16 protein-coding genes, 2 tRNA genes and 1 pseudogene are annotated in these 21507 nt (G+C 76.1%); 6 read left to right on the top strand and 13 right to left on the bottom strand.

Annotation, left to right across the window (positions count from 1 at the left end; all coding sequences use genetic code 11):
- Positions 1–141 precede the first annotated feature (141 nt).
- Positions 142–1806 (top strand): glucose-6-phosphate isomerase, encoded by a 1665-nt coding sequence (pgi, locus tag RMN57_RS14830; RefSeq protein WP_313763873.1) that lies wholly within the window; start codon positions 142–144, stop codon positions 1804–1806.
- 217 nt (positions 1807–2023) lie between these two features.
- Here the strand turns inward: pgi and RMN57_RS14825 are convergent.
- The 6 genes from RMN57_RS14825 to RMN57_RS14800 form a co-directional block, all read right to left on the bottom strand.
- Positions 2024–2097, bottom strand: a tRNA-Lys gene (locus RMN57_RS14825).
- Positions 2098–2194: 97 nt separating this feature from the next.
- Positions 2195–2746 (bottom strand): bifunctional DNA primase/polymerase, encoded by a 552-nt coding sequence (locus RMN57_RS14820; protein WP_313763872.1) that lies wholly within the window; start codon positions 2744–2746, stop codon positions 2195–2197.
- Positions 2747–2889: 143 nt separating this feature from the next.
- On the bottom strand, positions 2890–3294 hold the full coding sequence (locus tag RMN57_RS14815) for a hypothetical protein (RefSeq protein ID WP_313763871.1): 405 nt from the start codon (positions 3292–3294) through the stop codon (positions 2890–2892).
- A gap of 392 nt (positions 3295–3686) precedes the next feature.
- The gene (locus RMN57_RS14810; protein ID WP_380233957.1) at positions 3687–5075 is read right to left on the bottom strand and encodes an AAA family ATPase; all 1389 of its coding nucleotides are present in this window, start codon (positions 5073–5075) and stop codon (positions 3687–3689) included.
- Positions 5076–5082: 7 nt separating this feature from the next.
- Positions 5083–6732, bottom strand: coding sequence for a hypothetical protein (locus RMN57_RS14805; RefSeq protein WP_313763870.1), 1650 nt, complete (start codon positions 6730–6732; stop codon positions 5083–5085).
- On the bottom strand, positions 6729–8054 hold the full coding sequence (locus tag RMN57_RS14800) for a hypothetical protein (protein WP_313763869.1): 1326 nt from the start codon (positions 8052–8054) through the stop codon (positions 6729–6731). Before RMN57_RS14800 ends, RMN57_RS14805 begins: the two co-directional genes overlap by 4 nt.
- Positions 8055–8426: 372 nt before the next feature.
- Between RMN57_RS14800 and RMN57_RS14795 the strand changes: the two genes are divergently transcribed.
- Positions 8427–9077 carry a histidine phosphatase family protein gene (locus RMN57_RS14795; protein WP_313763868.1) on the top strand — a complete coding sequence of 217 codons (651 nt, stop codon included), beginning with the start codon at positions 8427–8429 and terminating at the stop codon, positions 9075–9077.
- Positions 9078–9182: 105 nt separating this feature from the next.
- Here RMN57_RS14795 and RMN57_RS14790 read toward each other — a convergent pair whose 3' ends face one another.
- A complete protein-coding gene (locus tag RMN57_RS14790; protein WP_313763867.1) occupies positions 9183–10823 on the bottom strand; it encodes a tetratricopeptide repeat protein in 1641 nt (546 codons plus the stop codon).
- Positions 10824–11226: 403 nt separating this feature from the next.
- Between RMN57_RS14790 and RMN57_RS14785 the strand changes: the two genes are divergently transcribed.
- The 3 genes from RMN57_RS14785 (at position 11227) to RMN57_RS14775 (ending at position 13412) form a co-directional block, all read left to right on the top strand.
- The gene (locus RMN57_RS14785) at positions 11227–11760 is read left to right on the top strand and encodes a hypothetical protein (RefSeq protein ID WP_313763866.1); all 534 of its coding nucleotides are present in this window, start codon (positions 11227–11229) and stop codon (positions 11758–11760) included.
- A 107-nt stretch (positions 11761–11867) separates the two neighbouring features.
- Positions 11868–12806, top strand: a complete 939-nt coding sequence (locus RMN57_RS14780) for a fused MFS/spermidine synthase (RefSeq protein ID WP_313763865.1) — start codon at positions 11868–11870, stop codon at positions 12804–12806.
- A 138-nt stretch (positions 12807–12944) separates the two neighbouring features.
- A complete protein-coding gene (locus RMN57_RS14775; RefSeq protein WP_313763864.1) occupies positions 12945–13412 on the top strand; it encodes a GNAT family N-acetyltransferase in 468 nt (155 codons plus the stop codon).
- Between the two features lie 17 nt (positions 13413–13429).
- Here the strand turns inward: RMN57_RS14775 and RMN57_RS14770 are convergent, their stop codons facing one another.
- From RMN57_RS14770 to RMN57_RS14750, 5 genes and pseudogenes are all read right to left on the bottom strand, one after another.
- Complete coding sequence (locus tag RMN57_RS14770; RefSeq protein ID WP_313763863.1) at positions 13430–14308, bottom strand: hypothetical protein; 879 nt, start codon at positions 14306–14308, stop codon at positions 13430–13432.
- Between the two features lie 158 nt (positions 14309–14466).
- Positions 14467–14913: a DUF4442 domain-containing protein gene (locus tag RMN57_RS14765; protein WP_313763862.1), complete on the bottom strand. Its 447-nt coding sequence runs from the start codon at positions 14911–14913 to the stop codon at positions 14467–14469.
- Positions 14914–15113: 200 nt separating this feature from the next.
- Positions 15114–15189, bottom strand: a tRNA-His gene (locus RMN57_RS14760).
- Positions 15190–15356: 167 nt separating this feature from the next.
- A complete protein-coding gene (gene orn, locus RMN57_RS14755; RefSeq protein WP_238862692.1) occupies positions 15357–15965 on the bottom strand; it encodes an oligoribonuclease in 609 nt (202 codons plus the stop codon).
- An 850-nt stretch (positions 15966–16815) separates the two neighbouring features.
- A pseudogene (locus tag RMN57_RS14750) lies at positions 16816–17818 on the bottom strand (helix-turn-helix domain-containing protein); the annotation flags it as partial.
- Positions 17819–18920: 1102 nt separating this feature from the next.
- Between RMN57_RS14750 and RMN57_RS14745 the strand changes: the two are divergent.
- Positions 18921–19739: a GNAT family N-acetyltransferase gene (locus RMN57_RS14745; protein WP_313763861.1), complete on the top strand. Its 819-nt coding sequence runs from the start codon at positions 18921–18923 to the stop codon at positions 19737–19739.
- Between the two features lie 164 nt (positions 19740–19903).
- Here RMN57_RS14745 and RMN57_RS14740 read toward each other — a convergent pair whose 3' ends face one another.
- Positions 19904–21463, bottom strand: a complete 1560-nt coding sequence (locus tag RMN57_RS14740) for an HAD family hydrolase (RefSeq protein ID WP_313763860.1) — start codon at positions 21461–21463, stop codon at positions 19904–19906.
- Between the last annotated feature and the right edge of the window lie 44 nt (positions 21464–21507).

The following is a 21507-nucleotide window of genomic DNA, read 5'->3' as shown; positions in this document are numbered from 1 at the left end:
GGGTGGTCCCCGCGTTGCATAGGCTGACTCCGGGCAGGCCGTCAAAGGAGTCGGCGCACCACCAGTACCCGCTCGACCTCGCGAAACCCTCACCGCCTGGCCCTGCCGGTATCTGCACCCAGATGAATCGAGGAGCCACCGATGTCGGAGACCCGTGCCGACGCCCGTACCCCGCTGGACCGCACCCCGCAGTGGGCCGCCCTCGGCAAGCACCGGGAGGAGCTGGGCGACACGCACCTGCGCGAGCTGTTCGCCGCCGACCCGGAGCGCGGCCGGCGCTACACCCTCCAGGTCGGCGACCTGCACGTGGACTACGCCAAGCAGCTGATCACGGACGAGACCCTGGCCCTGCTGCGCGAGCTCGCCGCGGCCACCGGCGTGGCCGAGCTGCGGGACGCCATGTTCCGCGGCGAGAAGATCAACAACACCGAGCACCGCGCCGTCCTGCACACCGCGCTGCGCGCCCCCCGCGACGCCGTGATCGAGGTGGACGGCGAGAACGTCGTGCCGGCCGTCCACGCGGTCCTCGACAAGATGGCGGCCTTCGCCGAGCAGGTCCGCGGCGGGCAGTGGCGCGGTCACACCGGCAAGCGGATCCGGGCCGTCGTCAACATCGGCATCGGCGGCTCCGACCTCGGTCCCGCCATGGCCTACGAGGTGCTGCGCTCCTACACCGCCCGCGACCTCGACGTCCGCTTCGTCTCCAACGTGGACGGCGCCGACCTGCACGAGGCCGTCCGCGACCTCGACCCGGCCGAGACGCTGTTCATCGTCGCCTCCAAGACCTTCACCACGATCGAGACCATCACCAACGCGGTCTCCGCCCGTGACTGGCTGCTCACCGGCCTCGGCGGCGCCGGCAGCGAGGCCGTCGCCAAGCACTTCGTGGCGCTCTCCACCAACGCCGAGGGCGTCGCCGACTTCGGCATCGACACCGCCAACATGTTCGAGTTCTGGGACTGGGTGGGCGGCCGCTACTCCTTCGACTCGGCGATCGGCCTCTCGCTGATGATCGCCATCGGCCCGGACGCCTTCCGCGAGATGCTGGACGGCTTCCACCTGGTGGACGAGCACTTCCGCACCGCGCCCGCCGAGCAGAACGTGCCGCTCCTGCTCGGCCTGCTCGGGGTCTGGTACGGCGCGTTCTTCGACGCCCAGGCGCACGCGGTGCTGCCGTACTCGCACTACCTGTCGAAGTTCACCGCTTACCTCCAGCAGCTGGACATGGAGTCCAACGGCAAGTCCGTGACCCGCGACGGCACGCCGGTGACCTGGCAGACCGGCCCGGTGGTCTGGGGCACCCCCGGCACCAACGGCCAGCACGCCTACTACCAGCTGCTGCACCAGGGCACCAAGGTCGTCCCGGCCGACTTCATCGGCTTCGCCGCGCCGGTCGCGGACCTGCTGCCCGGCCTGGTCGCCCAGCACGACCTGCTGCTCGCCAACTTCTTCGCCCAGACCCAGGCGCTGGCGTTCGGCAAGACCCCGGAGGAGGTCGCCGCGGAGGGCGTGCCGGCCGAGCTGGTGCCGCACAAGACCTTCCGGGGCAACCACCCGACCACCACCATCCTGGCCGCCGAGCTGACCCCGTCGGTGCTCGGCCAGCTGGTCGCGCTGTACGAGCACAAGGTCTTCGTCCAGGGTGCGATCTGGAACATCGACTCCTTCGACCAGTGGGGCGTCGAGCTCGGCAAGGTGCTCGCCAAGCGGATCGAGCCGGTGCTGCTGACCGGTGAGGGCGCCGACGCGCTGGACAGCTCCACCGCGGAGCTGGTCGCCCGCTACCGGGCGCTGCGCGGGCGCTGAGCCCGTTCGACGCGGGCCGTCCGCTCCGGCGGGCGGCCCGTGTCGGCGCTTCCGGGTGGTGCCCGCGGGTGGTGCCCGCGGGTGGTGCCCGCCCGGTGCGCCCGCGGTGGTCCCGGGTGGGCGCCCGCGGTGGTCCCGGGTGGGCGCCCGCTGCCGTCGGAGAAGCCGGAAACGCCGGAAGGCCCTTCGCTCTCGCGAAGGGCCTTCCGGCTGTCTGTGCGCCGCCAGGGACTCGAACCCCGGACCCGCTGATTAAGAGTCAGCTGCTCTAACCAACTGAGCTAGCGGCGCCTGCTGACAGAGAAGACTCTAGCAGCGGCCCGGGGTGCAGCCAAAATCGAATACCCGGCGGCCCCACGGACGCCGGTCCCGGCCGGTCCCGGCGGGCTCAGCAGGACGGCACGGCCACCGGCTCGGCCCGGTCGGCCGGCTCGCGGCTGGCCCGGACGCAGGCCCAGAGCACCACCGAGGCGCCCGGCAGCCAGGGGTCCCGCTCCTCCGGCGCGACGATCCACCGGCCGGAGCCCAGGCCGGGGGAGTCCGGGCTGTTCACCATCCGCTGGACCGGCGGGACGGTCACCGCGTCGCCCAGGCCGTGGCAGAGCAGCGGCGGGACGTCCCGGGCCCACTCCTCCCAGGCCAGCAGCCGGCGCAGCCGGGGCGCCGTGCCGGGCTGGACGAACAGCAGGGTGCGCCCCCGGTAGGCCGCGACCGGGCCGCAGCCGGGCCCGGAGGTCCACAGCTCGTCCAGCACCCGGCGGCCGAACAGCGCCGGCATGCTGATCACGTCGAAGGTGCGCCCGCAGGGCAGCACCGAGGGCGCCCACGGGCGCGACTCCCAGAGGGCGCGCATGCTGCGCGGGTACTCGCTGGCGGAGGCCAGCCAGGCCTCCCCGGCCACGGTGACGTACTCCACCGACTGATGCGTCCAGATGTCCACGGACAGCAGCCTGCGGGGTCCGGGGCGCGGCCGGGAGGGAAAGCGCGGTTTGCCGGACAGCTTGCGGGGGAGCGGCGTACCCTGCCCCGCGCATATGCCACTGGCGAGGCCGACCGTGGAGGGGCGGGGGCCGGAGGGGGCAGTCAGTCGTCGTGGCGGCGCGGCTGGAGCAGGCCCCGGCCGTACTCGATCATCTTGGCCGCGTAGTCCGCGGTCCAGTCCGCCCGCTCCGCGATCTCGGTCTCGGAGAGCGCGTCGAACCGGCGGGTGTCCGCCAGCTGCGCGGCCGCGACCGCCTGGAAGTCGGTCGCCCGCTCGGCCGCCGCACGGAAGGCCAGCGCCAACTCGGTGGAACGGCGCAGCAACTCCGCCGGGTCCTCGATCGACTCCAGGTCGAAGAAGCGCTCCGGCTCCGGCTCGGCGGCCTGCGGCTCGAACAGCAGCTGCGCGGGACGCCGGCGCGGGGCGGGCGCCTCGGCGCCTGCACCCGGACCGGCCGGCGCGGTCGAACCGCTCGGGTCGGACGCCTGGGCGTGGGAGTCGGGCATGGACGGACACCTCCAGGTGGTCGGTGGGGGCGGACGGCGGCTCCAGGGGACGCCGCCGCCCGGTCGTGGCCGTCGTCCATTGTCTCGCGGCGGCGGCCGGTAACGGAACGGTGCGCATCGGGGCGCTATTCCCGGCCGGTACGCCGGGGGCGTGCCCCGCACACCGAGCTCCGGCCCAGGGCGTCCGCGCCGGGGCCCGCCGTCACGGGTGGTGACGGGTGGTGGCTCGGCGTGCAGCCGGCGGGGCGGGGCCGCGCCCGGGGTGGGGCCGGACCGGGGCCGGGCCGACCGGGCGGGCAGCGCCCGGACGCGGCCGCGCGTACCTGAGCCCTCGTCCGGCCGGAGCCGCCGGCCGCGGCGCGCCGACCGGACCGGCCGGGCCCGCGCGCGGATCACCCCAGCCGGACGCGGTGCCCGGAGAGGTGCTGCAGCACCTGGTGGTTGGCCTCCCAGCCGTCCGGGAACGCGACCGAGACGCCCAACTGCACCGGCTCGGTGGACGGGTGTTCGTCCAACAGCTCGGCGATCCCCGCCCGGGCCACCACGATGCAGGCGTGCCGGTGCCGGGAGGCGAGCACGCAGAGCCGGCCGGTCTCCAGGTGGAAGGCGGTCGCGTCCGGCCGCCCGGAGAGCGGGTGCAGCACCACCGTGACGTCGTACTCCCGCCCCTGCAGCCGGTTGGCGGTGTCCACCGTCACGGCGGGCCCGGCGCTCGGATCGACCGGGACCCCGGCCCTGACCAGCGCCGCCCGGACGGCCGCCGCCTGGTCCCGGTGGGCGGTGCCGACCGCGATCCGCCCCGGGGTGAGCGGCGCCGACCCCTGCTCGGAGTGGGCCGTCAGGCCGCGTTCCAGCAGACGGCGGACGGTGGCGGCCACCGCGGCCACGGCCTGTGGATCGGTCCGGACGGTGTGCCGCGGCGGCAGCTCCAGCAGCGCCCAGCCGTGGTCGGCCGCCCGGTCGATCGCCGCGTCCAGCGCGGAGCCGTCCGGCCGCACCGAGGCGGTGAGCCGCCGCTCCCCCGGGCCGGTGCCGGAGCGGAACGGCGTGAACGGGTAGAACGCGTCCGAGATCAGTGGCGCCGCGCTGGCCGGAAGCCGCCAGGAGACCGGCAGCCGGTGCGGCTCGATCTGCGGGTTGTGCGCGAGGAGCGTCACCACCGCGCTGCTGGACGGGTCGTACGACAGGCCGGCCCACTGCTCGGTGCCGACCACGGTGAACGGGTCCAGCTGGCCCGGGTCCCCGACGAACAGGGCCCGCTCGAAGAGCCGGGCCACCGCGAGCAGGGCGTCCGAGCGCATCTGGTACGCCTCGTCGACGATCGCGTGCCGCCACGGCGCCTCGGCCTTCACCCACTGCCACTTCGCCGCGGTCGAGATCACCACGTCCAGCCCGACGAGGTCCGCCACCTTGTCGGAGGGCGTGACGTTGGCGTGCCGCAGCACCTCGGGCCCCGGCCGGGAGTCGGCGGCGTGCAGCCGGCCGATCGTCAACTCCGGCGCCTTCTCGGCGAGCCGGTCGACCAGGTCGTCCACCTGGCCGTTGGTCTGGGCGACGATCATCAGCCGCTCGCCGGAGTCGACCAGCTCCCGGGCGGCGCGCACCACCAGGGTCGACTTGCCGGCGCCCGGAGGCGAATCCACCACCACCCCGCGCGGCGCCCCGGGGGCCGGGCGGACGGTGGCCTCCAGGATGCGGGCCACCGCGGCGTCGGCGGCCGCGCCGGGGGAGGGGGCCTGCGCGGGGGCCGGGGCCGTGCCGGGACCCTGCTCGCTGCTCACTGCCGGATCACTCCCATTCCTCGAACACTGCTGACGCGGTGGCGGCCGGTCCCGCCGGCGCGGCGGCCGGCGTCCCGGTGCCGGGCGGCCCGCCGTGCGTCCACGGGGTGTCGTCCGGCTCGGGCAGCGGGGCGGACTGGCGGACCGTCAGCTCGAACAGGGTGAAGGTGACCGTCTCACCCGGCTCGGGAAGGCTGCCCGGCTCCGGCTCCTTCTTCCGGCCCATGCCGGAGAGCACCCGCAGCGTGATGGTGCCCGCGGCCGGGTCGACGCCCGCGATCACCGCCTTCTGCGCGGTCGGGCTTCCCCCCTCCGGCCGGGGTGACCCCCAGACCCGGTGGGCCTCCCGGCCGAGGTCGGCGTGCGGCCGGTCGGCGGTGCGGAGCGTCACCAGCGGCCGCGGCTTCGGCGAGCGGCCCGAGGTGTCGTAGTCCGGCACCACCTCGGTCACCACACCCGCGAACGCCTCGCCGGCCAGCCGGTGCTCGGCCATCGCCAGCGGATCGTCCAGCGCCTCCTGGACGTCCAGCCGGGCCTGCTCGCGCTCCCGCTGCGCCAGCTTCCGGGCCGCCGTCACGGCGTCGTCCTGCCGGGGCTGCGGCGGCTCGCCGGCCGCCAGCCGGTCCCGGTGGCCGGTGTAGGACCAGCGGTCGCCGGTCCAGCGCTCCTCCAGGTGCCCGGCGGGCGGCAGGGCGCGCAGCAGGTCCAGGCCGGTCCAGACGTCGTGCCAGGTCGGCAGCAGGACCTCCGCCAGCTCGGCGCGCAGAACGTCGACGGCGGCCCGGACGGCGGCCCGGGCCTGCTCGGCGGCCGCCGAGTCCGGCCGTTCCGCGTGCTGTTGCAGGGCCGCCACGGCGGCGTCGTAGCGGGTGATCGCCGGGCCGAGCACCAGCTCGTCGAAGCGCGGATCGGTGGCCGGACCGGCCGGCGGGTGGAGCAGTTGACCGCGGTCGTCCCGGGCGGACTCGGCGAGCTCGGCGGCCGCGGCGCCGGAGAGGCCGGGCGGCGGCGCGTGCCAGGCCAGCCGGGCGGCCAGGTGCTGGTCCTCCAGGTGGCTCTGCCCGGTCGCCCAGTGCCGCGCGAGCAGCCCGGTCATCGGCAGCAGCACGCTGGACCCCGGGACCTGCGCCCGGTCGGTGAGGTGGGTCAGCCAGCGGCCGAGCAGCGGCACCCGGGCCGGCGCCGGGTACGGACCCGGCTCGTCGTCCTCCACCGTGCGGCGGAACCTGGTCGAGCGGCCGATGAGCGCGAGATGGTGCACGCCCCCGCTGTTCGGCACGATCAGCTGCGGGGCGTCGGCGCAGAGCTCGCGGAAGACCTGGGTCTTCTCGCCGGTCTCCGGATCCTTCTCGGATCCCTCGATCTGCTCCACCTCGTCGCCGAAGGACTCCAGGTACGGCAGCAGCCCGGCGGCCAGCTCGGCCAGGAAGTCGAAGCGGAGCGTGCGGTTGAGCGGCTGCGGGACGACGTGCAGGCTGGGCGCCGACCGGTCGGTGCCGAGCAGGACGGCCAGCGGCGCGCCCGCCTCGCCCGCCGCGGTCAGCGGGACGACGACCATCGGGCGGTCGGAGAGGTGGCGGTGCCGGACGGTGGCCAGCCGCTCGGCGCGGCCGCTGCGGACGGCCTCCAGCCGGGCGAGGGTGCCGAGCAGGCTCATACGGCGGCCCCGGCGCCGACCGCCGCCGTGACGGGTACGGCCGGGTGGGCGGCTGCCGCGGGGGTGCGGCCCAGCGCCTCGGCGCGGAGCGCGGCGGCGTAGGCCAGGCGGGCGGCGGCCTCGTCGGCATCGGCCCAGGTGTCGTCGTCGGTGTCGTGGCCGTCGGTGTCGTGGCCGGTGGCGGGGCGGTCGGCGGTGGGGCGGGCGGCGTCGGCGGACTCGGCCGCGGCGAGCGCCGCGGTGACCGTCCGGATGCTGCCCAGCTCGCCGCGCACACCCCGGCCGAGCTGCTCCACCCGGTCGTCGCACCGGGCCTGGGCGCGGCAGTGGAAGCCCAGCTCGCACGAGGAGAGGCAGTCCGGGCTGTACGCGGCCGGAACCGAGGCGACCGAGCCGGTCAGCTCCTCGGCGGACCGGGCGGGCCTGCCGTCCTCGTCGGCCGCGAGGTCGAAGCCGGTCCCGGGCGGCAGCGACTCCAGCAGCCGGCCGATGCCGGTCATCCGGCTCAGCTGGCGGCGGGTGGTGGCCAGCTCCCGGCGGACGTCCACGGGCACCGCCGTCGGCCGGTTGCTGAAGTCCTTGGGGCAGACCAGCAGGACGCTCAGCCACGGGCTTCCCGGCAGCCGCTGCTCGGTGTACGGGTCCGGGTCGACCTCCCGGCCGGCCAGTGCGGCCGCCGTCTCCTGCAGCGCCAGGACGTAGACCGCGGCCTGACGGGCGGCGGCGCCGACCTTGGCCGGGTCCGCGCTGCCGTCCAGCACCGGGAAGGACTTGATCTCGACCACCGTGCACCGCCCGCCGTGCACCACCACGGCGTCCGGCTCCAGGTACGCGGTGCTGCCGGCCACCGTGAGCCGCAGCAGCGGGTGGTCGAGCAGCGTCCAGGCCGACGGGTCGGCGGCGGCCTCGGCCAGCGCGGCCGCCGTCCGCTCCGCCCGGACGGCCGGGCCGGAGCGGCGCAGCAGATCGGGGACGGTCAGCCGGGCACCGCCCTCCGCCGGGAGGCCGAGATGGCGCCGGAGCGGCTCCAGCAGCGCCGCGTAGCCGTCCTCCTTCAGCCGGGACTCGAAGATCACGCCGCGCGCGATGGCGAACGGGGACTGCCCGAACGGTGCGGGGCGGCCGAGCCGGGCGGCCAGGGCGGACTTGTCGACGCCGGCGGCGTCGAGCACGGCGCGGCGGTGGCAGCCCGGATTGGCGGCGAGCGCGGCGAGGGCGCGGGCGTTCAGGCTGCGCTGCGGTGCCGGACCGCGCAGCTCGGCGAGCCGTTGGGCGAGCGGCTCAGAGTGCCCGCTGGACGGGACGTTCGTCGAGACGTTCATGGTGCGGCCCAGTGTCGCATCCGGGTCCGACAATCCGGTCCGGTCCGGCGATTCGCGGCGATCTCCGGGCATCCGCGGGCGGGCCCGGGCATCGGTGGGCATCTGCGCGCATCGGCGTGCATCCGCGGGCGGGCCCGGGCATCCGTGGGCAGGGGTGGGCATCGGCGGCAGGCCTGGCGTCCAGGGGCACGCGCGGCGGTTCCCGGCCGTGCCCGGGGGCTCCGCCGGGTTGCCGGCCGCCCCGGCGGCGGCCGGGGCACCGGGGGCCGCCGGGCCCGGAATCGTGGCCGGTCGGCGGGTGGGGGATCATGGAGTACCGGTGCTCAATGGTGAGACCGCCCGTTGCCACCGCCCCGCCGCGAGGAGCCCCCCATGCCCGCCCGAATCGTTCTCGTCCGCCACGGTGAGACCGAGTGGTCGGCCACCGGCCAACACACCGGCCGAACCGACATCCCGCTGACCGGGGAGGGCCGCGCGATGGCCCGGGCGCTCGGCGCCCGGCTGGCCAAGGCGCCCTGGAACGGTCTGCCCGACGCCGTCGTCTTCACCAGCCCGCTGGACCGCGCCAGGGAGACCTGCGCCCTGGCCGGCTTCGGCGACCGCGCCGTGGACCGCCCCGAGCTGCTGGAGTGGGACTACGGCCAGTACGAGGGCCGGACCGGCGCGGACATCCGCGCCACCGACCACCCGGGCTGGCTGATCTGGCGCGACGGCGTGCCCGGCGGCGAGAAGCTGTCCGACGTGGCCGCCCGGGTGGACGCCTTCCTCGCCGACCTCAACGACGAGCACGGTGTGCCCGAGGCCGACACCACCGTCATGCACTGCGCCGACCGCGACGTGGTGCTCTTCGCCCACGGCCACCTGCTGCGCATCCTCGCCGCCCGCTGGCTCGGCCTGCCGCCGGAGTTCGCCCAGCGCTTCAAGCTCGGGACGGCCGCCCTCTGCGTGCTCTCCTGGGAGTACGGCGCCCCGGCGGTCGAGATCTGGAACGACCTCAGCCACCTGGAGGGCCTGAAGCACTGACCCGCCGCGCCCTCCCGGCCGGTGCGGCGAACGCACCGTCAGGGAGGGCGCGCCGCCCCCGGGAGGGCCGGTCCGGGGTGTGCCCGGCCCCGGGCGGCGGCCGGCTCAGGCCGCGGCCGCGAGGTCGTACCGGACCAGGAAGTGTCCGACCTCCGGGACGTTCCGGTGCACGCGCAGCCGCTCGGCGGTGTCCGCCAGCATGCTGCGGATCCGGGCCGAGCGGACCTCGCCGAACAGCGCCACGGCGGCGTCGCCGTGGTGGGCCGCACCGGCCAGGTCCCCCCGGCCGAGCCGGTCGTGCGCCAACTCGGCGGTGTACAGCACCCGGTTGCGGACGAAGTGCGGCTCCTGGAGCGCTATGGCCAGCCCGGCCTGCTCGCTCGCCCGGTCCCAGTCGCCGAGGGCCGACCAGCACTGGGACTGCAGCCCGGCGATCTCCGCCTCGCCGAAGAAGGACATCCACTCCGGGTCCGCCTCGCAGGGGCCGCGGTCGAACAGCGTGTACGCGCGGGACAGCGCCCGTTCACAGGCGGTCCGGTCCTGCAGCAGCGCCCATCCGCCGGCCTCGCGCATGGCCAGCAGTGCGAGCAGCCGGTCGGAATCGAGGTCGCGGGCGGCGGCCTGCCCGGCCTGGGCGGCGCGCAGCGCCTCGCGCGGCCGGCCGGCGTCCCGGGCGAGGAAGGCGCTGTTGCAGAAGACGTGCGCCTCCAGGGCGGCGTCGCCCGCCATCCGGGCGGTCGCCAGCGCCTCGGCGTAGAGCGAGCGGGCGTCCGCCAGCCGGTTCGAGTCGTGCGCCAACCAGCCCACCGAGATGGCCAGTTCACCGGCCCCGGCCTGGAGCCGGCGCTCGGTCTCCGGGCCGTACTCGCCGTCGTTGAGCAGCAGGTACGCGGTGCGCAGCGACTGCCCGGCCCGTTCGAACAGGGCGTCGGCCCCGTGTGCGTCGTCCGCCAGCCGGATGTCCCGGACGGCCTGTTCGACGCCGAGCACCTCGGCCGTGCCGACCTTGCGCGGCGGCGGGACCGGCCCCGGTCGCCCGGGGACGACGGCGGCGCCGGGCTCGAACAGCGCCGGCCGGGGGCCGAACCGGCCCGCCCCGGGCCCCGCTTGGGCCGGGATGAAGGCGCCCGCCGCCCTCGCGGCGGCGCCCGCGGCCGGGGCGGGGCGGGTGGCGGCGGCCTCGACCGGGCGGTCGAGGCCGATCACGGCGGCCAGCGCGGCGGAGCCGCCGGCCAGCAACGTACGGCGACGCACGTCGTCGTTCTCCTCGTCGAAATGGTGCGGTCCGGCGGGCCCCCTGGGCGGCGCCGCGGGCCTCGGCAGCAGGGGCCCGTGCGGCGGGGGCGCTTCCGCGTACGGCGAGGCAGCGTACGGGAGTTGGGTGGAGAGCGGTGATCGGGGGGCGGGCACGGGCGGGAACGCGGGGTGGAGCGGGGGTGGTTCGACCCCGGTACCGTCCGTCGGGCGGCGGCGGACGGCGGTGCGGGGGCAGAAGCCGAGGTCGGTCAGCGACCGGTCCGGCCACATGTGCCGGAAGACCCGCTCGTACGCGTAGTTGGGGCAGCGGATCTCGCCCGCCTCGACCCGGCCGACGTAGCGGGCGTCGCAGGAGACGTGCTCGCCGATCTCGCGGGCGGCCCGGCGCACGGCCATGGCGAACTCGCCCGGCGAGCGGTCGCCGCGCAGCGCGCGCATCACGGCGTTGGGCGACGGGCGGTTCGGCTCGGCCGGTGGGGTGGCTGCCATGATGCGCTCCGTGGTCGTGCTCGGGGCTCGGGGCTCGGGGCTGGTGCGAGGTGGCGGGGCCGGACTGCGGGACGGCTGCGGACGGGCCCGGCCGGGGTGGGGCGGACCTCCGGGCTCGCCACCGACAGTACCCGGAGTCACCGACAGTACCCGGAGTCACCGACACGTTACGGCGAGTTCGTGGCTGATGTGCTGACAATTCTGTGCAAAGCGGGCGCGATTGCCGGGATCTGCCATGAAATGCCATGCCTTGCTGTAAGGCGCCCCGTGGCCTGGGGCGCATCCTCGGCGTTGTCCTGATACGCGGAAGCCCCGCCCGCCGCCCGCCCCGCCGTCCCCCGCGGCGCCCCGGCCCCCCGGGCGGCGGTGCTTCCGACCGGACGAGGTGACAGGAGGGCCCGTGATGGCCGCCGGAGTACCGCAGTACCGCCGCCTGGTCGCCGGGGGCGTGCTCGCCGACGCCGCCCCCGCCCTGTTGCCCGAACCGGTCGACGAGCGCGGGCCGGTCCGCGGCTCCGCGGCGGGCGGCCGCGCCCCGTGCGGCGGCGGCAGCACCCCGCTCCGGCGCCTCGGCGCGGACGACACCGGTGTCGGCGGCGTGGTCGTCTCCGGCTACGACACGGTCACCGTCGCCCTGCGGCACGGGCTGGAGGCGGTCGACATCCTGCGGCTGCGCCGGGCCTGCGGCGTGGTGCTGCAGAGCCGCAACGGCAGCACCCTCTCCTTCTTCGTCCCGGCCGGCACCTCGGCCACCTGGCACCTGCCGGGCAGCTCGTGCACCGCCGGGGCGCTGCTGCTGCCCGCCGCCGACCCGCGCTGGGTGATGCCGCCCGCCGGGGCCGACTGCGGCGCCCGCCCCACCGACGCCTGGGTCCTCCGATCGGCGCTCTGCGAGGCCGCCTGCACCCTCACGGCCGGCGGCCTCGGCCCGTTCTGAGCCGCGGCCCCCGCCGAACCTTCCGCCCCCGCCCGCAGACCGCCTTCCCCACCGGTCGGTCGCCCCGACCCCGCTGAGCTGCGGAGCCCTCCCGCGCGACGGCGATAATGGCCGGTATGGGACGCAGCAGCAGAGCCGGCCGGAGCACGGACCGAAGCCGAACGGCGGCCGACCCGCAGCCGGCGGCCACCGGCGCCGGCGGCCGGACGCACGCCCAGGGCCCGCTCACCCGCCCCGTCGACTCCGGGCTGGCCGAGCTCCGCCCCGACCGCGACCGCCCCGCCGCCTGGTCGCTGCTGATCGACGGCGCGCCGCAGTCCATGGTCGACCTCGCCGACCCGACCCACCTGGGATTCGAGTACCAGCGCCGGCTCGGCCACCTGATCGACCTGGCGGCCCCGCCCGGCCGCCCGCTCACCGTCCTGCACCTCGGCGGCGGCGCCCTGACCCTGGCCCGCTACGTCGCGGCCACCCGTCCGCGCTCCCGCCAGCAGGTCGCCGAGATCGACACCGCGCTCACCGAACTGGTGCGCACCGAGCTCCCCCTGGAGCGGAGCTGGCAGATCAAGGTTCGCGGCGCGGACGCCCGCAGCGTGCTGGAGCGGGCCCCCGAGGCCGGCGCCGACCTGGTGATCGCCGACGTCTTCTCCGGTGCCCGGGTGCCGGCCCACTGCACGACCGTCGAGTTCACCGCGCTCGCCGCGCGGGCCCTGGCCCCCGGCGGCCGGTACGCGGTGAACATCGCCGACGGCGCGGGGCTGCCGTTCGCCCGCTCGCAGATCGCCACCCTCGGCGCGGTCTTCCCCGAGCTCTGCCTGGTGGCGGACCCGGCGGTGCTGCGCGGCAAGCGCTTCGGCAACCTGATCCTGGCCGCCGCACACACGCCGCTCCCGCTCGCCGAGCTGGGCCGCAAGGTGGCCTCCGACGCCGCGCTCGGGCGGGTCGAGCACGGCCGCTCCCTGGCCGACTTCGCGGCCGGCGCCGCCCCGGCCACGGACGCCACTGCGGCGCCCTCGCCGGCCCCGCCCCCGGGCGTCTTCCACTGACCGCACCCGGTCCGCCGCGCCGGTGCGGCGGGGCGGTGGGCCGGTGCGGAAAAGCAGTTGGCCGCGACCGACGGGCCGTTGAGAATGGGAAGCTCTGTCCGGAATGCGGACGGCCGTGACCGGCCGGAGGGGCGTGCCATGAGGATCAGACCTGCTCGACCGGACGAGGCGGCGCTGCTCAGCGCCATCGCCCTGCGCTCCAAGGCCTACTGGGGCTACGACGAGGCGTTCATGGCCGCCTGCCGGGAGGAGCTGACCCTGGACCCCGCCGCGATCGAGCGGCGGCGAACGGCGGTGGCCGAGGCCGGCGGGCGGGTGCTCGGCTTCGTCACCCTCGTCGGAACGCCCCCGCAGGGCGAGTTGGGCATGCTCTTCGTCGAACCCGACAGCATCGGGCGGGGCGTGGGCCGCCGCCTCGTCGACCACGTCAGAGAGCGGGCCGGGGCGATCGGCTTCCGCCGCCTCACCATCGACGCCGACCCGAACGCCGAGCCGTTCTACCTCGCCATGGGCGCCACCCGGATCGGCACCACCCCGTCGGAGTCGATACCGGGCCGTGAACTGCCGCTGCTCGCCCTGGAGATCGCGGCGGCCGCGGGGGCCTGAACGGGCCCGGGCCGCGGTCAGTGGCCGCGGGGCAGTCCCCGGTGTTTGCACATCGCGGCGCCGGTCAGCAGCAGCCCGGCCGCGATCGGGGCGAGGACGGCCGTCCCGGTGCCCGCGAGGCCGTGCCCGGCCGGATCGGCGGTGACCACCGCCGGATCGACGGCGGCGAGGTTCTCGTGCGGAGCGGTTCGCTCGGCGGCGGCGGCGGTGCCGGGAACGCCGGTACCGCCGGGCCCGGCGGTCGACCCCGGCCGATCGGCACTGCCGTGGACGGACGGTGGGGCCGCCGCGCCGTTCGGCCCGGGGGACGGTGGCGCGGGCCGCCCCGCGGCGGCACCGGAACGGCCGGCCGGCGCCGCCGACTCCGGACCCTCGCCGTCCCGGGAGGCCCGCGCCTGCGCCGTGCGCGCCTGCACGGGCACGGCGTCGAGCAGCCCCGAGGCGATCGCGAACGCGTCCGGGACGGCGGCGGGCTGACCGGGCAGCGGCAGGCCGCCCGCCCTGATCCGGCCCTGGAGGACGTCGCCGACCCGCGCCCGGCCGGCGGCACGGGACTGCCCGTCGGCCGACGCCGAGCCCCGGCCGCGGCCCGTGCGGTCGGCGGGCTCACCCCGGTTGCCGGAGCCCTCGCCGGGGCCGTTCTCCCGGTCCTCCGCGGCGGGCCGCTCGGCTGACCCCCCGTCGGGGGCGCTTCCGCCGCCCGGGGCCCGGCCGACGGTGCGATTGACCGGCTCGGGCAGTGGTTCGGCGGTCGCGGCGAGAGCCCCGGGCGCCCCCAGCCACCAGACCTGGGCGAGGAGCGCCCCGCCGACCGCGACGGCCCGCGCCCGGGTCGGCCGCCTACCGTCCGTGCGCCCCGTGAGGGCGACGCCGCGTCGGACGGGTTCCGGTGCCATGGTCGCGTGATTGGCTCGCACGTGAATCGAGAACGAGCGGACGGGCCGTGAGGTCACGGTCGCCGTTACGGACAGTCATCGTCGCGAGCCGAGCCGCGAGCCGCGAGCCGCGACCGCACTCCGGACGGGCCCGAAGGCCCGGACGCGCCCAGTGACGGTCAGGAGTTGGGGCGCAGGGTCCAGATGACGGTCATGACGCCGGTCACAGCCCCGTCGGCACGGGTGATCTCGACCGTGACGGGGAACTCCGGGCGCTCGCCCTTGTCCAGCTCGGCGACGATGTCGGCGACCGGGCGGCCCAGCACGGCCGTGGCGGTGACGGCGCCCATGGCCAGCTTCTTGTACGCGATCTCGGCGCTGACCGCGAGGGGCACCGCGCGCGAGAGCTGGTCGCCGAAGGCGCCGAGGACGATGCAGCCGCTCGCGGACTCGGCGAGGGTGAACATCGCGCCGGCGTGCGGGCCGCCGACGTGGTTGTGGTACTCGGGCTGGTCGGGCAGCCGCAGCACGGCGCGCTCCGTCGTGGTCTCCAGGTACTCCAGCTTGAGGGTGCGTGCCATCGGCACGGTCGAGTCCAGCAGCTGGCCGATCGAAGGTGTCGTCATGGCAGCTAGGTTACTAGTCGGTAGCTTCGAGCGGCAGACCCGTCGACGGATCTCACACCCCGGATCGACCTCGGTGGATCCGTCCGCGGCGACCTCCCGCCGATTTCGTTCCGGGCGGGCGCCGACCCCCCGGGGGCGGAAGTCCCGGGCATGCGAAAACGCCTGAGGGCCGATCTCTTCCGAGATCGGCCCTCAGGCTCTGGGGTGAGTGACGGGACTCGAACCCGCGGCCACCTGGACCACAACCAGGTGCTCTACCAACTGAGCTACACCCACCATCTGTCCGGTCCGTTCCCGCTCTCGCGTTCCCGTTCCGACAGGAAGAACTCTACAGGATCCGAGAGGGTGCTCGCGCCAGGGTTTCGATCAGGCGTCCGCGGGCACCCTCCGGCCCGTTCCGACGGCTCCGACCGGGGCCGCCGGAACGGGCCGGGGAGGCCGGGTCAGTCCGTCGACGTCGGGGCCTGGTACTTCTCGGCGATCGCCCGGGAGGTGTCGGTGTCCGGACCGGGCTGGGGGACGAACACCGCCTCGCGGTAGTACCGCAGTTCGTCGATGCTCTCGCGGATGTCGGCGAGCGCCCGGTGGTTCCCGCCCTTCTGCGGGCTGTTGTAGTACGCCCTCGGGTACCAGCGGCGGGCCAGCTCCTTGATCGAGGAGACGTCCACGATCCGGTAGTGCAGGTGCCCCTCCAGCGCCGGCATGTCCCGGGCCAGGAAGCCGCGGTCCGTCGCCACCGAGTTCCCGCAGAGCGGCGTCCGCCCGGCCTCGGGCGCGTACTCGCGGACGTAGGCGAGGACGAGCGCCTCCGCCTCGGCGAGCGTGACGCCGTTCTCCAGCTCGTCGAGCAGGCCGGAGGAGGTGTGCATGGCGCGCACCACTTCGGGCATGTTGGCCAGCGCCTCGGCGGGCGGGCGGATGATGACGTCGACGCCCTCGCCGAGGACGTTCAGCTCCGAGTCCGTCACCAGCGCCGCGACCTCGACCAGGGCGTCCCGGTCGAGGTCGAGGCCTGTCATTTCACAGTCGATCCATACCAAACGGTCATTCACGCCACTCACCCTACGGCGCGATCACGCGCCGCGGGCACTGGAGGAGCCGAGCGCGGCGCCGGGGCGCAGGCCTCCGCGGCGCGCTCGGCCTGGCCGTGGCCGTCCGGTTCGTGCGCTTCGTGCGCCTCGCGGGCCGGGTCGGCCTGGCTGACCGGGTGGGACTGGTGGGCCTGGTGGGCGTCCCGAGCGGCCCGGGCCTCGCGGCCGGGGTCCGGGTTCCCGGCCCGCCCGCCCTGCGGACGGACCTGGGCGGCCCGGGCCTGCTGGGCCCGGCCCTCCGCCGTGCCGGTCGCGGGGGCCGGCACCCGGCCGGCGGGCGCACCGTGCCCGCGGCCGCCACCCGGCCCGACGCCGGGTACGCCGCTGCCGCCGGCCGGGCCGGAGTCGTCGGACGCCTGCTCCGCCGCGGCACGGTGCCCCTGGCCCTGGCCGCGTGCACCGGGCTGGGGGTGGCCGTCCTCCGCGGCGGCGTGCTCCGCCGTACGCGCCGGACGCCCCGCCCCCGGACCGGCCTGCGGCGGGACCAGCGGCGACCGGACCGGACCGCGCCCCGCCCCCGGCTGCCCGGGGTGCGGCTGGTGCGGGTACGGCTGCGCGGCGCGGGCGTGGAATCCCTGTGCTGCGGGCTGCCCGTGCTGGTGGCCGTGCTGCCCCGGGTGCCCGTGCTGGCCCGGGTGCGCGGAGCCGCCGGCCGCCGGGAACGCGGCCCCGGCCGCCTGCCCGTGCTGCCCGAGCAGCGCCCCGCTCGCCGCCGCGGCCGCAGCGGCGGCCGCGTGCGCGCCGGCCGACTGCGCGGCGGCGCCCACGGGACGGAGCTCGCCCGCGTGCACCGGAACCGGCGTGGGCGCGGCCGTGCCGGGCCGCCGGGCCCGGTAGCTGGTCCGGTAGGCGGCCGGCGAGACCCCGAGCTGGCGCCGGAAGTGCCCGCGCAGCGCGACCGGCGACCGGAAACCGCAGCGGCGCGCGACGTCGTCCACCGACAGCTCCGAGGTCTCCAGCAGCCGCTGCGCCTGGAGCACCCGCTGGGTGATCAGCCACTGCAGCGGGGCGCTGCCGGTCAGCGTGCGGAACCGCCGGTCGAACGTGCGGCGGCTCATGTAGGCGCGGGCCGCCAGCACCTCGACGTCGAACTGCTGGTTCAGGTTTTCCAGCGCCCAGGTGACCACCTCGGCCAGCGGGTCGTTGCCGATCTCCTCCGGTAAAGACTGGTCGATGTACTGGGCCTGTCCGCCGCCGCTGCGCCGGCTCGGCACCACCAGCCGGCGGGCGAGCGCGTTGGCCGCCTCGGCGCCGTGGTCGCTGCGCACCACGTGCAGGCAGAGGTCGATGCCGGCGGCGGTGCCGGCCGAGGTCAGCACGTCGCCGTCGTCGACGAAGAGCTCGCGCGGGTCGACGTGGACCCGCGGGTAGCGCTTGGCGAGGGTCGGCGCGTACATCCAGTGCGTGGTGGCCGGGCGGCCGTCCAGCAGGCCGGCGGCCGCGAGGACGAACGCGCCGGTGCAGAGGCCGATGATCCGTGCGCCCTCGTGGTGGGCCTTGCGCAGCGCGGTGATCGCCTCGACCGGGGGCGGCTGCGAGATCGAGCGCCAGGCCGGGACCACGATCGTCCCCGCCCGGGCGAGGGCCTCCAGCCCGTACGGCGCGGAGAGCGTGAGCCCGCCGGTGGTGGCGAGCGGCCCCTCCTCCCCGGCGCAGACCAGCAGGCGGTAGCGCGGGACCCCGGCGTCCTGGCGGTCGACGCCGAAGACGGAGAGCGGGATCGAACTCTCGAAGATCGGTGCACCGCCGAAGATCAGCACCGCGACGGTCTCGCGCCGGCGCCGGCCCGACAGCTTCCGGGGCGCGGTGCCCATCACGGGCGCGGAGGTGCCGTTCGCCCCGTGGCCGGTGGGGCCGTGGCCGCCCGGAGTGTGGCCGGCGGGGGTGTGGCCGCTCGGGCTGTGCCCGTTGGCGCCGGCGGCGATGCCCTGGCCCGCCGTCCCGGCGGGGAGTCCGCCGGCGTGGGCGGGCGCCGGGCCGCCGGAGAACGCGGGGAACGCCGCGTCCGCCGCCGGCTGCCCGAGGGCGGCCTGGCCGTACGACTGCCCGTGGCCCTGGCCGTGGCCGCCGTGCAGCGGGCCGCCGTACGTCTGGCCGCTGTGCTGACCGTTGTGCTGACCGGCGTGCTGGGCGAGGTGCTGGCCGCCCGCGTGCATTCCGGCGGCGTGGCCGGGAATCGACGGGCCGGCGTGACCGCCCGCAGCTGCGCCGTGGGCCGAAACCTGATTGACGGACGATCGGCTGACGGTTCGTCCACCGTGCTCCATCGCGGCCGAGTAGGCCGGCGAGCCCGGGGCGGCGGCCGGGGGAGCGGTCGGGACGGACGGGGCCGGAGCGGCCGCAGAGCTGTACGAGGGGTACGGGGCGGCGCTGGAGCTGCCGGAGAGGCGGGTGTTGGCAGCGGCGGAGGCGGCGGCTCTCGCGGAACGACCCGCGATGCCGGCCACCGGCTGGCCGCTGTCAGGACCCGCGTCGCTCCTGCTCACCCTGCTCAAGGCGCTCAAGCCCCCTCGGTGGTGTGGTGTGGTGGTGCGGCACTGCTAGCCAAGATCGAATCTATCGGGTGGACCGTTGCCGTTGTGACAAGTTCACCATCCGACGCTATGTCGACATGGCAATTTGGCGTGATGCATTCGATCACGAAGCGTGGCACCCGTCGACCCTTCTGGGAAGGGGGCCTGTGTCAGGGTGGCTGGTTGTCGCGGGACTGGTCCTGGGGCGTCCGGTTCCCGCGCGCCCGGTCGGCGGGTCTGGGCTGCGGCTTTGCCCAAGGCCGGGGGAGTCGCGCGAGATTGACCGAAAATCGACGGTGCACATGAGGGCGCACAAGTGACGAAGCGTGCGCCTCCCTGGCTTCATCCGGCCAGTGCCGGGGCGGGTGAACGGTGGTCGACCGCCCCGCGCTAGCGTCCTGATGTGAAGACCATCAGCCGGCTCGAACAGGCCACCGACAACGCTGCCGAATTCTGGCTCGCCCAAGCCCGCGCCCATGGTTGGCAGCGGCTCGTCGATCCCCGATTCACCGCGGTCCGCTGCGCCCGAACCCCGGAGGACGCCCACCGCATAGTCGTGACCCGCCCCGGCGACGGCATTGCCGCACTGGAGGACGACTTGGCGGGCCTCATCCGGGAGTGGGGCAGCATCGGCGTGACCGTCGAAGACCCTTACGGGGTCCTGGACATGACCCGCCACGGCCTCGGTCACGGCCGTGCGATGGCCGTGATGACCCGTGAGCCGGGCCCGCTGGAGGACCGGCGGTTCGATGGGTCGGCGGCCGTCCCGGCGGCGTCCTCCGGCCGCGGCGGTGGCTGGTCCCTGACGGTCGATGAGGTGCTGGACGCCGACGGCTTCGCCGAGGCGGAGCACGCCGTGGTCGACGGTTTCCCGATCGAGTCCAGCCAGCCCTGGACGCGCGGGGGGATGCTGCCGGAGGCACTGCTGCACGAGCCGGGCCTCCGGGCCTGGCTCGCCCGGATCGACGGTGCGCCGGCGGGTGCCTGCCTGACCTACGACGACGGCCGGGCCACCGGGGTCTACTGGGTCGCGACGCTTCCCGAGCACCGTTCCCGGGGGGTGGGCCGCGCGGTCCTGGAGACCGCGCTGGCCGGCGCCCACCCGGAGCGCCCGGCGACCCTGGTCGCCACCATGCTCGGCGAACCGCTCTACCAGAAGCTCGGCTTCACGGAGCAGGGCCGCACGCACTGGTGGACCCCGCTCGCCCCCGCGGCCGAGTAGTCGAGTAGCCGAGTGGCCGAGTAGCGGACCGGGTGCCGGTCGGCTCGGGTCGGGCCGCCAGGCCGCCGGGCCGCCGCTGTGACCGCCCGGCCGGCCCCGGTCGTCCGGGTCCGTACCGGGGCGGCACAGGGCCCGCACCGGGTGGGTGCCCGGTGCGGCTCGCCTCAGGTCCGGACGGCCGCTGCCCGGGCGGTGGCCTCGCCCGCTCCCTGCGGAGCGGCCAGGGCCGGCCACGGACCGAACCGGGCGGCCGGGGTCGCGAACAGCGTCCGTGCCGGGCGTTCAGCGGCCGGGCGCCCACTCGCCGGGCCCTCGGCGGTACGGCGCCCGCCGCCCGGCCGGTCGATGCCCGCCCGCGGTTCCGCCGGGACGGACGGGGGGCCCGTCGCGACCGCCAGGCCGACCGTGCCGGTCAGGGCCACGGTGCCGGTCAGGGCCACCGTGCGGGAAGAGGCCGCCGTGTTGGCAGGGGCCGCCGTGTTGGCAGGGGCCGCCGTGCCCGGCAGCCCCGCGGTATCCGTGGAGCGAGCGCCGCCGGCCACCGCAAATCCGCCGGAACGGTTTCGGACAGCGATCTCCGCCGCCTGGGCCGCGGGTCCGTTCCATGCCGCGCTCCCGGCATTGGGCGCATGAACCCCGTCCGGGGCGGACAGCGGAAGCTGTGCGCCGGGCCGCGCGCCGGGCCGCGCCGGCACCGCGCGGGCGCGCTCCCGGAGGGGGCCCGGTGTTGCGGCCGCCGGTGTTGCGGCCGCCGTGCGACGCCGGGCGCCACCGACGGCCCGGATCCCGGGCCGAAGGCCCGGCGCGCCGCGGGCGGACAGCACCTGCCCGATCGCCTCCGGCAGCCCGGCCGCCTTCAACGTCGGCCGGTAGCCGGGCTCGGCCCAGGGGCGGCCGTGGTGCAGCCAGACGCTGCGGAGCCCCGTCAGTTCCGCGCCCGCGATGTCGGCGGGGGCGTGGTCGCCGATCATCCAGGTGTCCGCCGTCCAGTCGCCGGTGGGCGCGATGCCGCACCGCTGGGCGGCGATCTCGAAGATCAGCGGGTCCGGTTTGACGCAGTCCGCCTCCTCCGAGATCACCCAGCCGTCGACGAGCGGGCCGAGGCCGGTCCGGCGGATCTTCTCCAACTGCGGCCGCGTGTTGCCGTTGCTGACGATGCCGAGCGTCCAGCCCGCCTCGCGCGCCGCCCGCAGCGCCTGGACGTGCCGAGGCGGGCAGTGGATGTGGGAGTTGATGCCGCGCCGGTAGTGCGCCAGCAGGAATTCGAAGGAGTCGTCCAAGCCGTAGCGGCGTCGGACGGCGGACAGTACGGTGCTGCGCGGCACGTAGCCGCCGCCGTCGATGGTGACGAACCAGTCGACGTCGCCGGGCGGCAGGTTTCGTTCGGCCAGAAGATCCTGAGCCCAGGCCCGGAAAGCGGCATCCCTGGGGAGCAGCGTGTTGTCGAGGTCGAGCAGGAGCAGGGGCATGCCGAGCATGGTGCCAGCGGGCACGGGTATGCATCTGGCAAATGCCAGAGGCCGTCGCGAACCGGCATGAAATGGCTGAAACCGGTATCGGCTCCTGACGCACGGAGCGGTGCCGGACAGGGCCCAGGGCTGTGCTCGGAGCCGTGCCCGTGGTGCGGATGTCGTGCGGTATCCGGCGAGCAGGTGGTACGGCACCCGGCCGGATCGCGGGCGGCCGCGCGCGGTGACGGGCGGCAACGGATCGTCGTCGATCAATGACAGTCCGGTCACGGTGTCCGGGGGGCCTGTTGCGCCGCCCG

Origin of the sequence: Kitasatospora sp. CM 4170 (assembly GCF_032110285.1) — a bacterium.
Taxonomy (GTDB): domain Bacteria; phylum Actinomycetota; class Actinomycetes; order Streptomycetales; family Streptomycetaceae; genus Kitasatospora; species Kitasatospora aburaviensis.
Note: the sequence above shows the minus strand (reverse complement) of the source record. Positions and strands in the feature narration are given on the sequence as shown.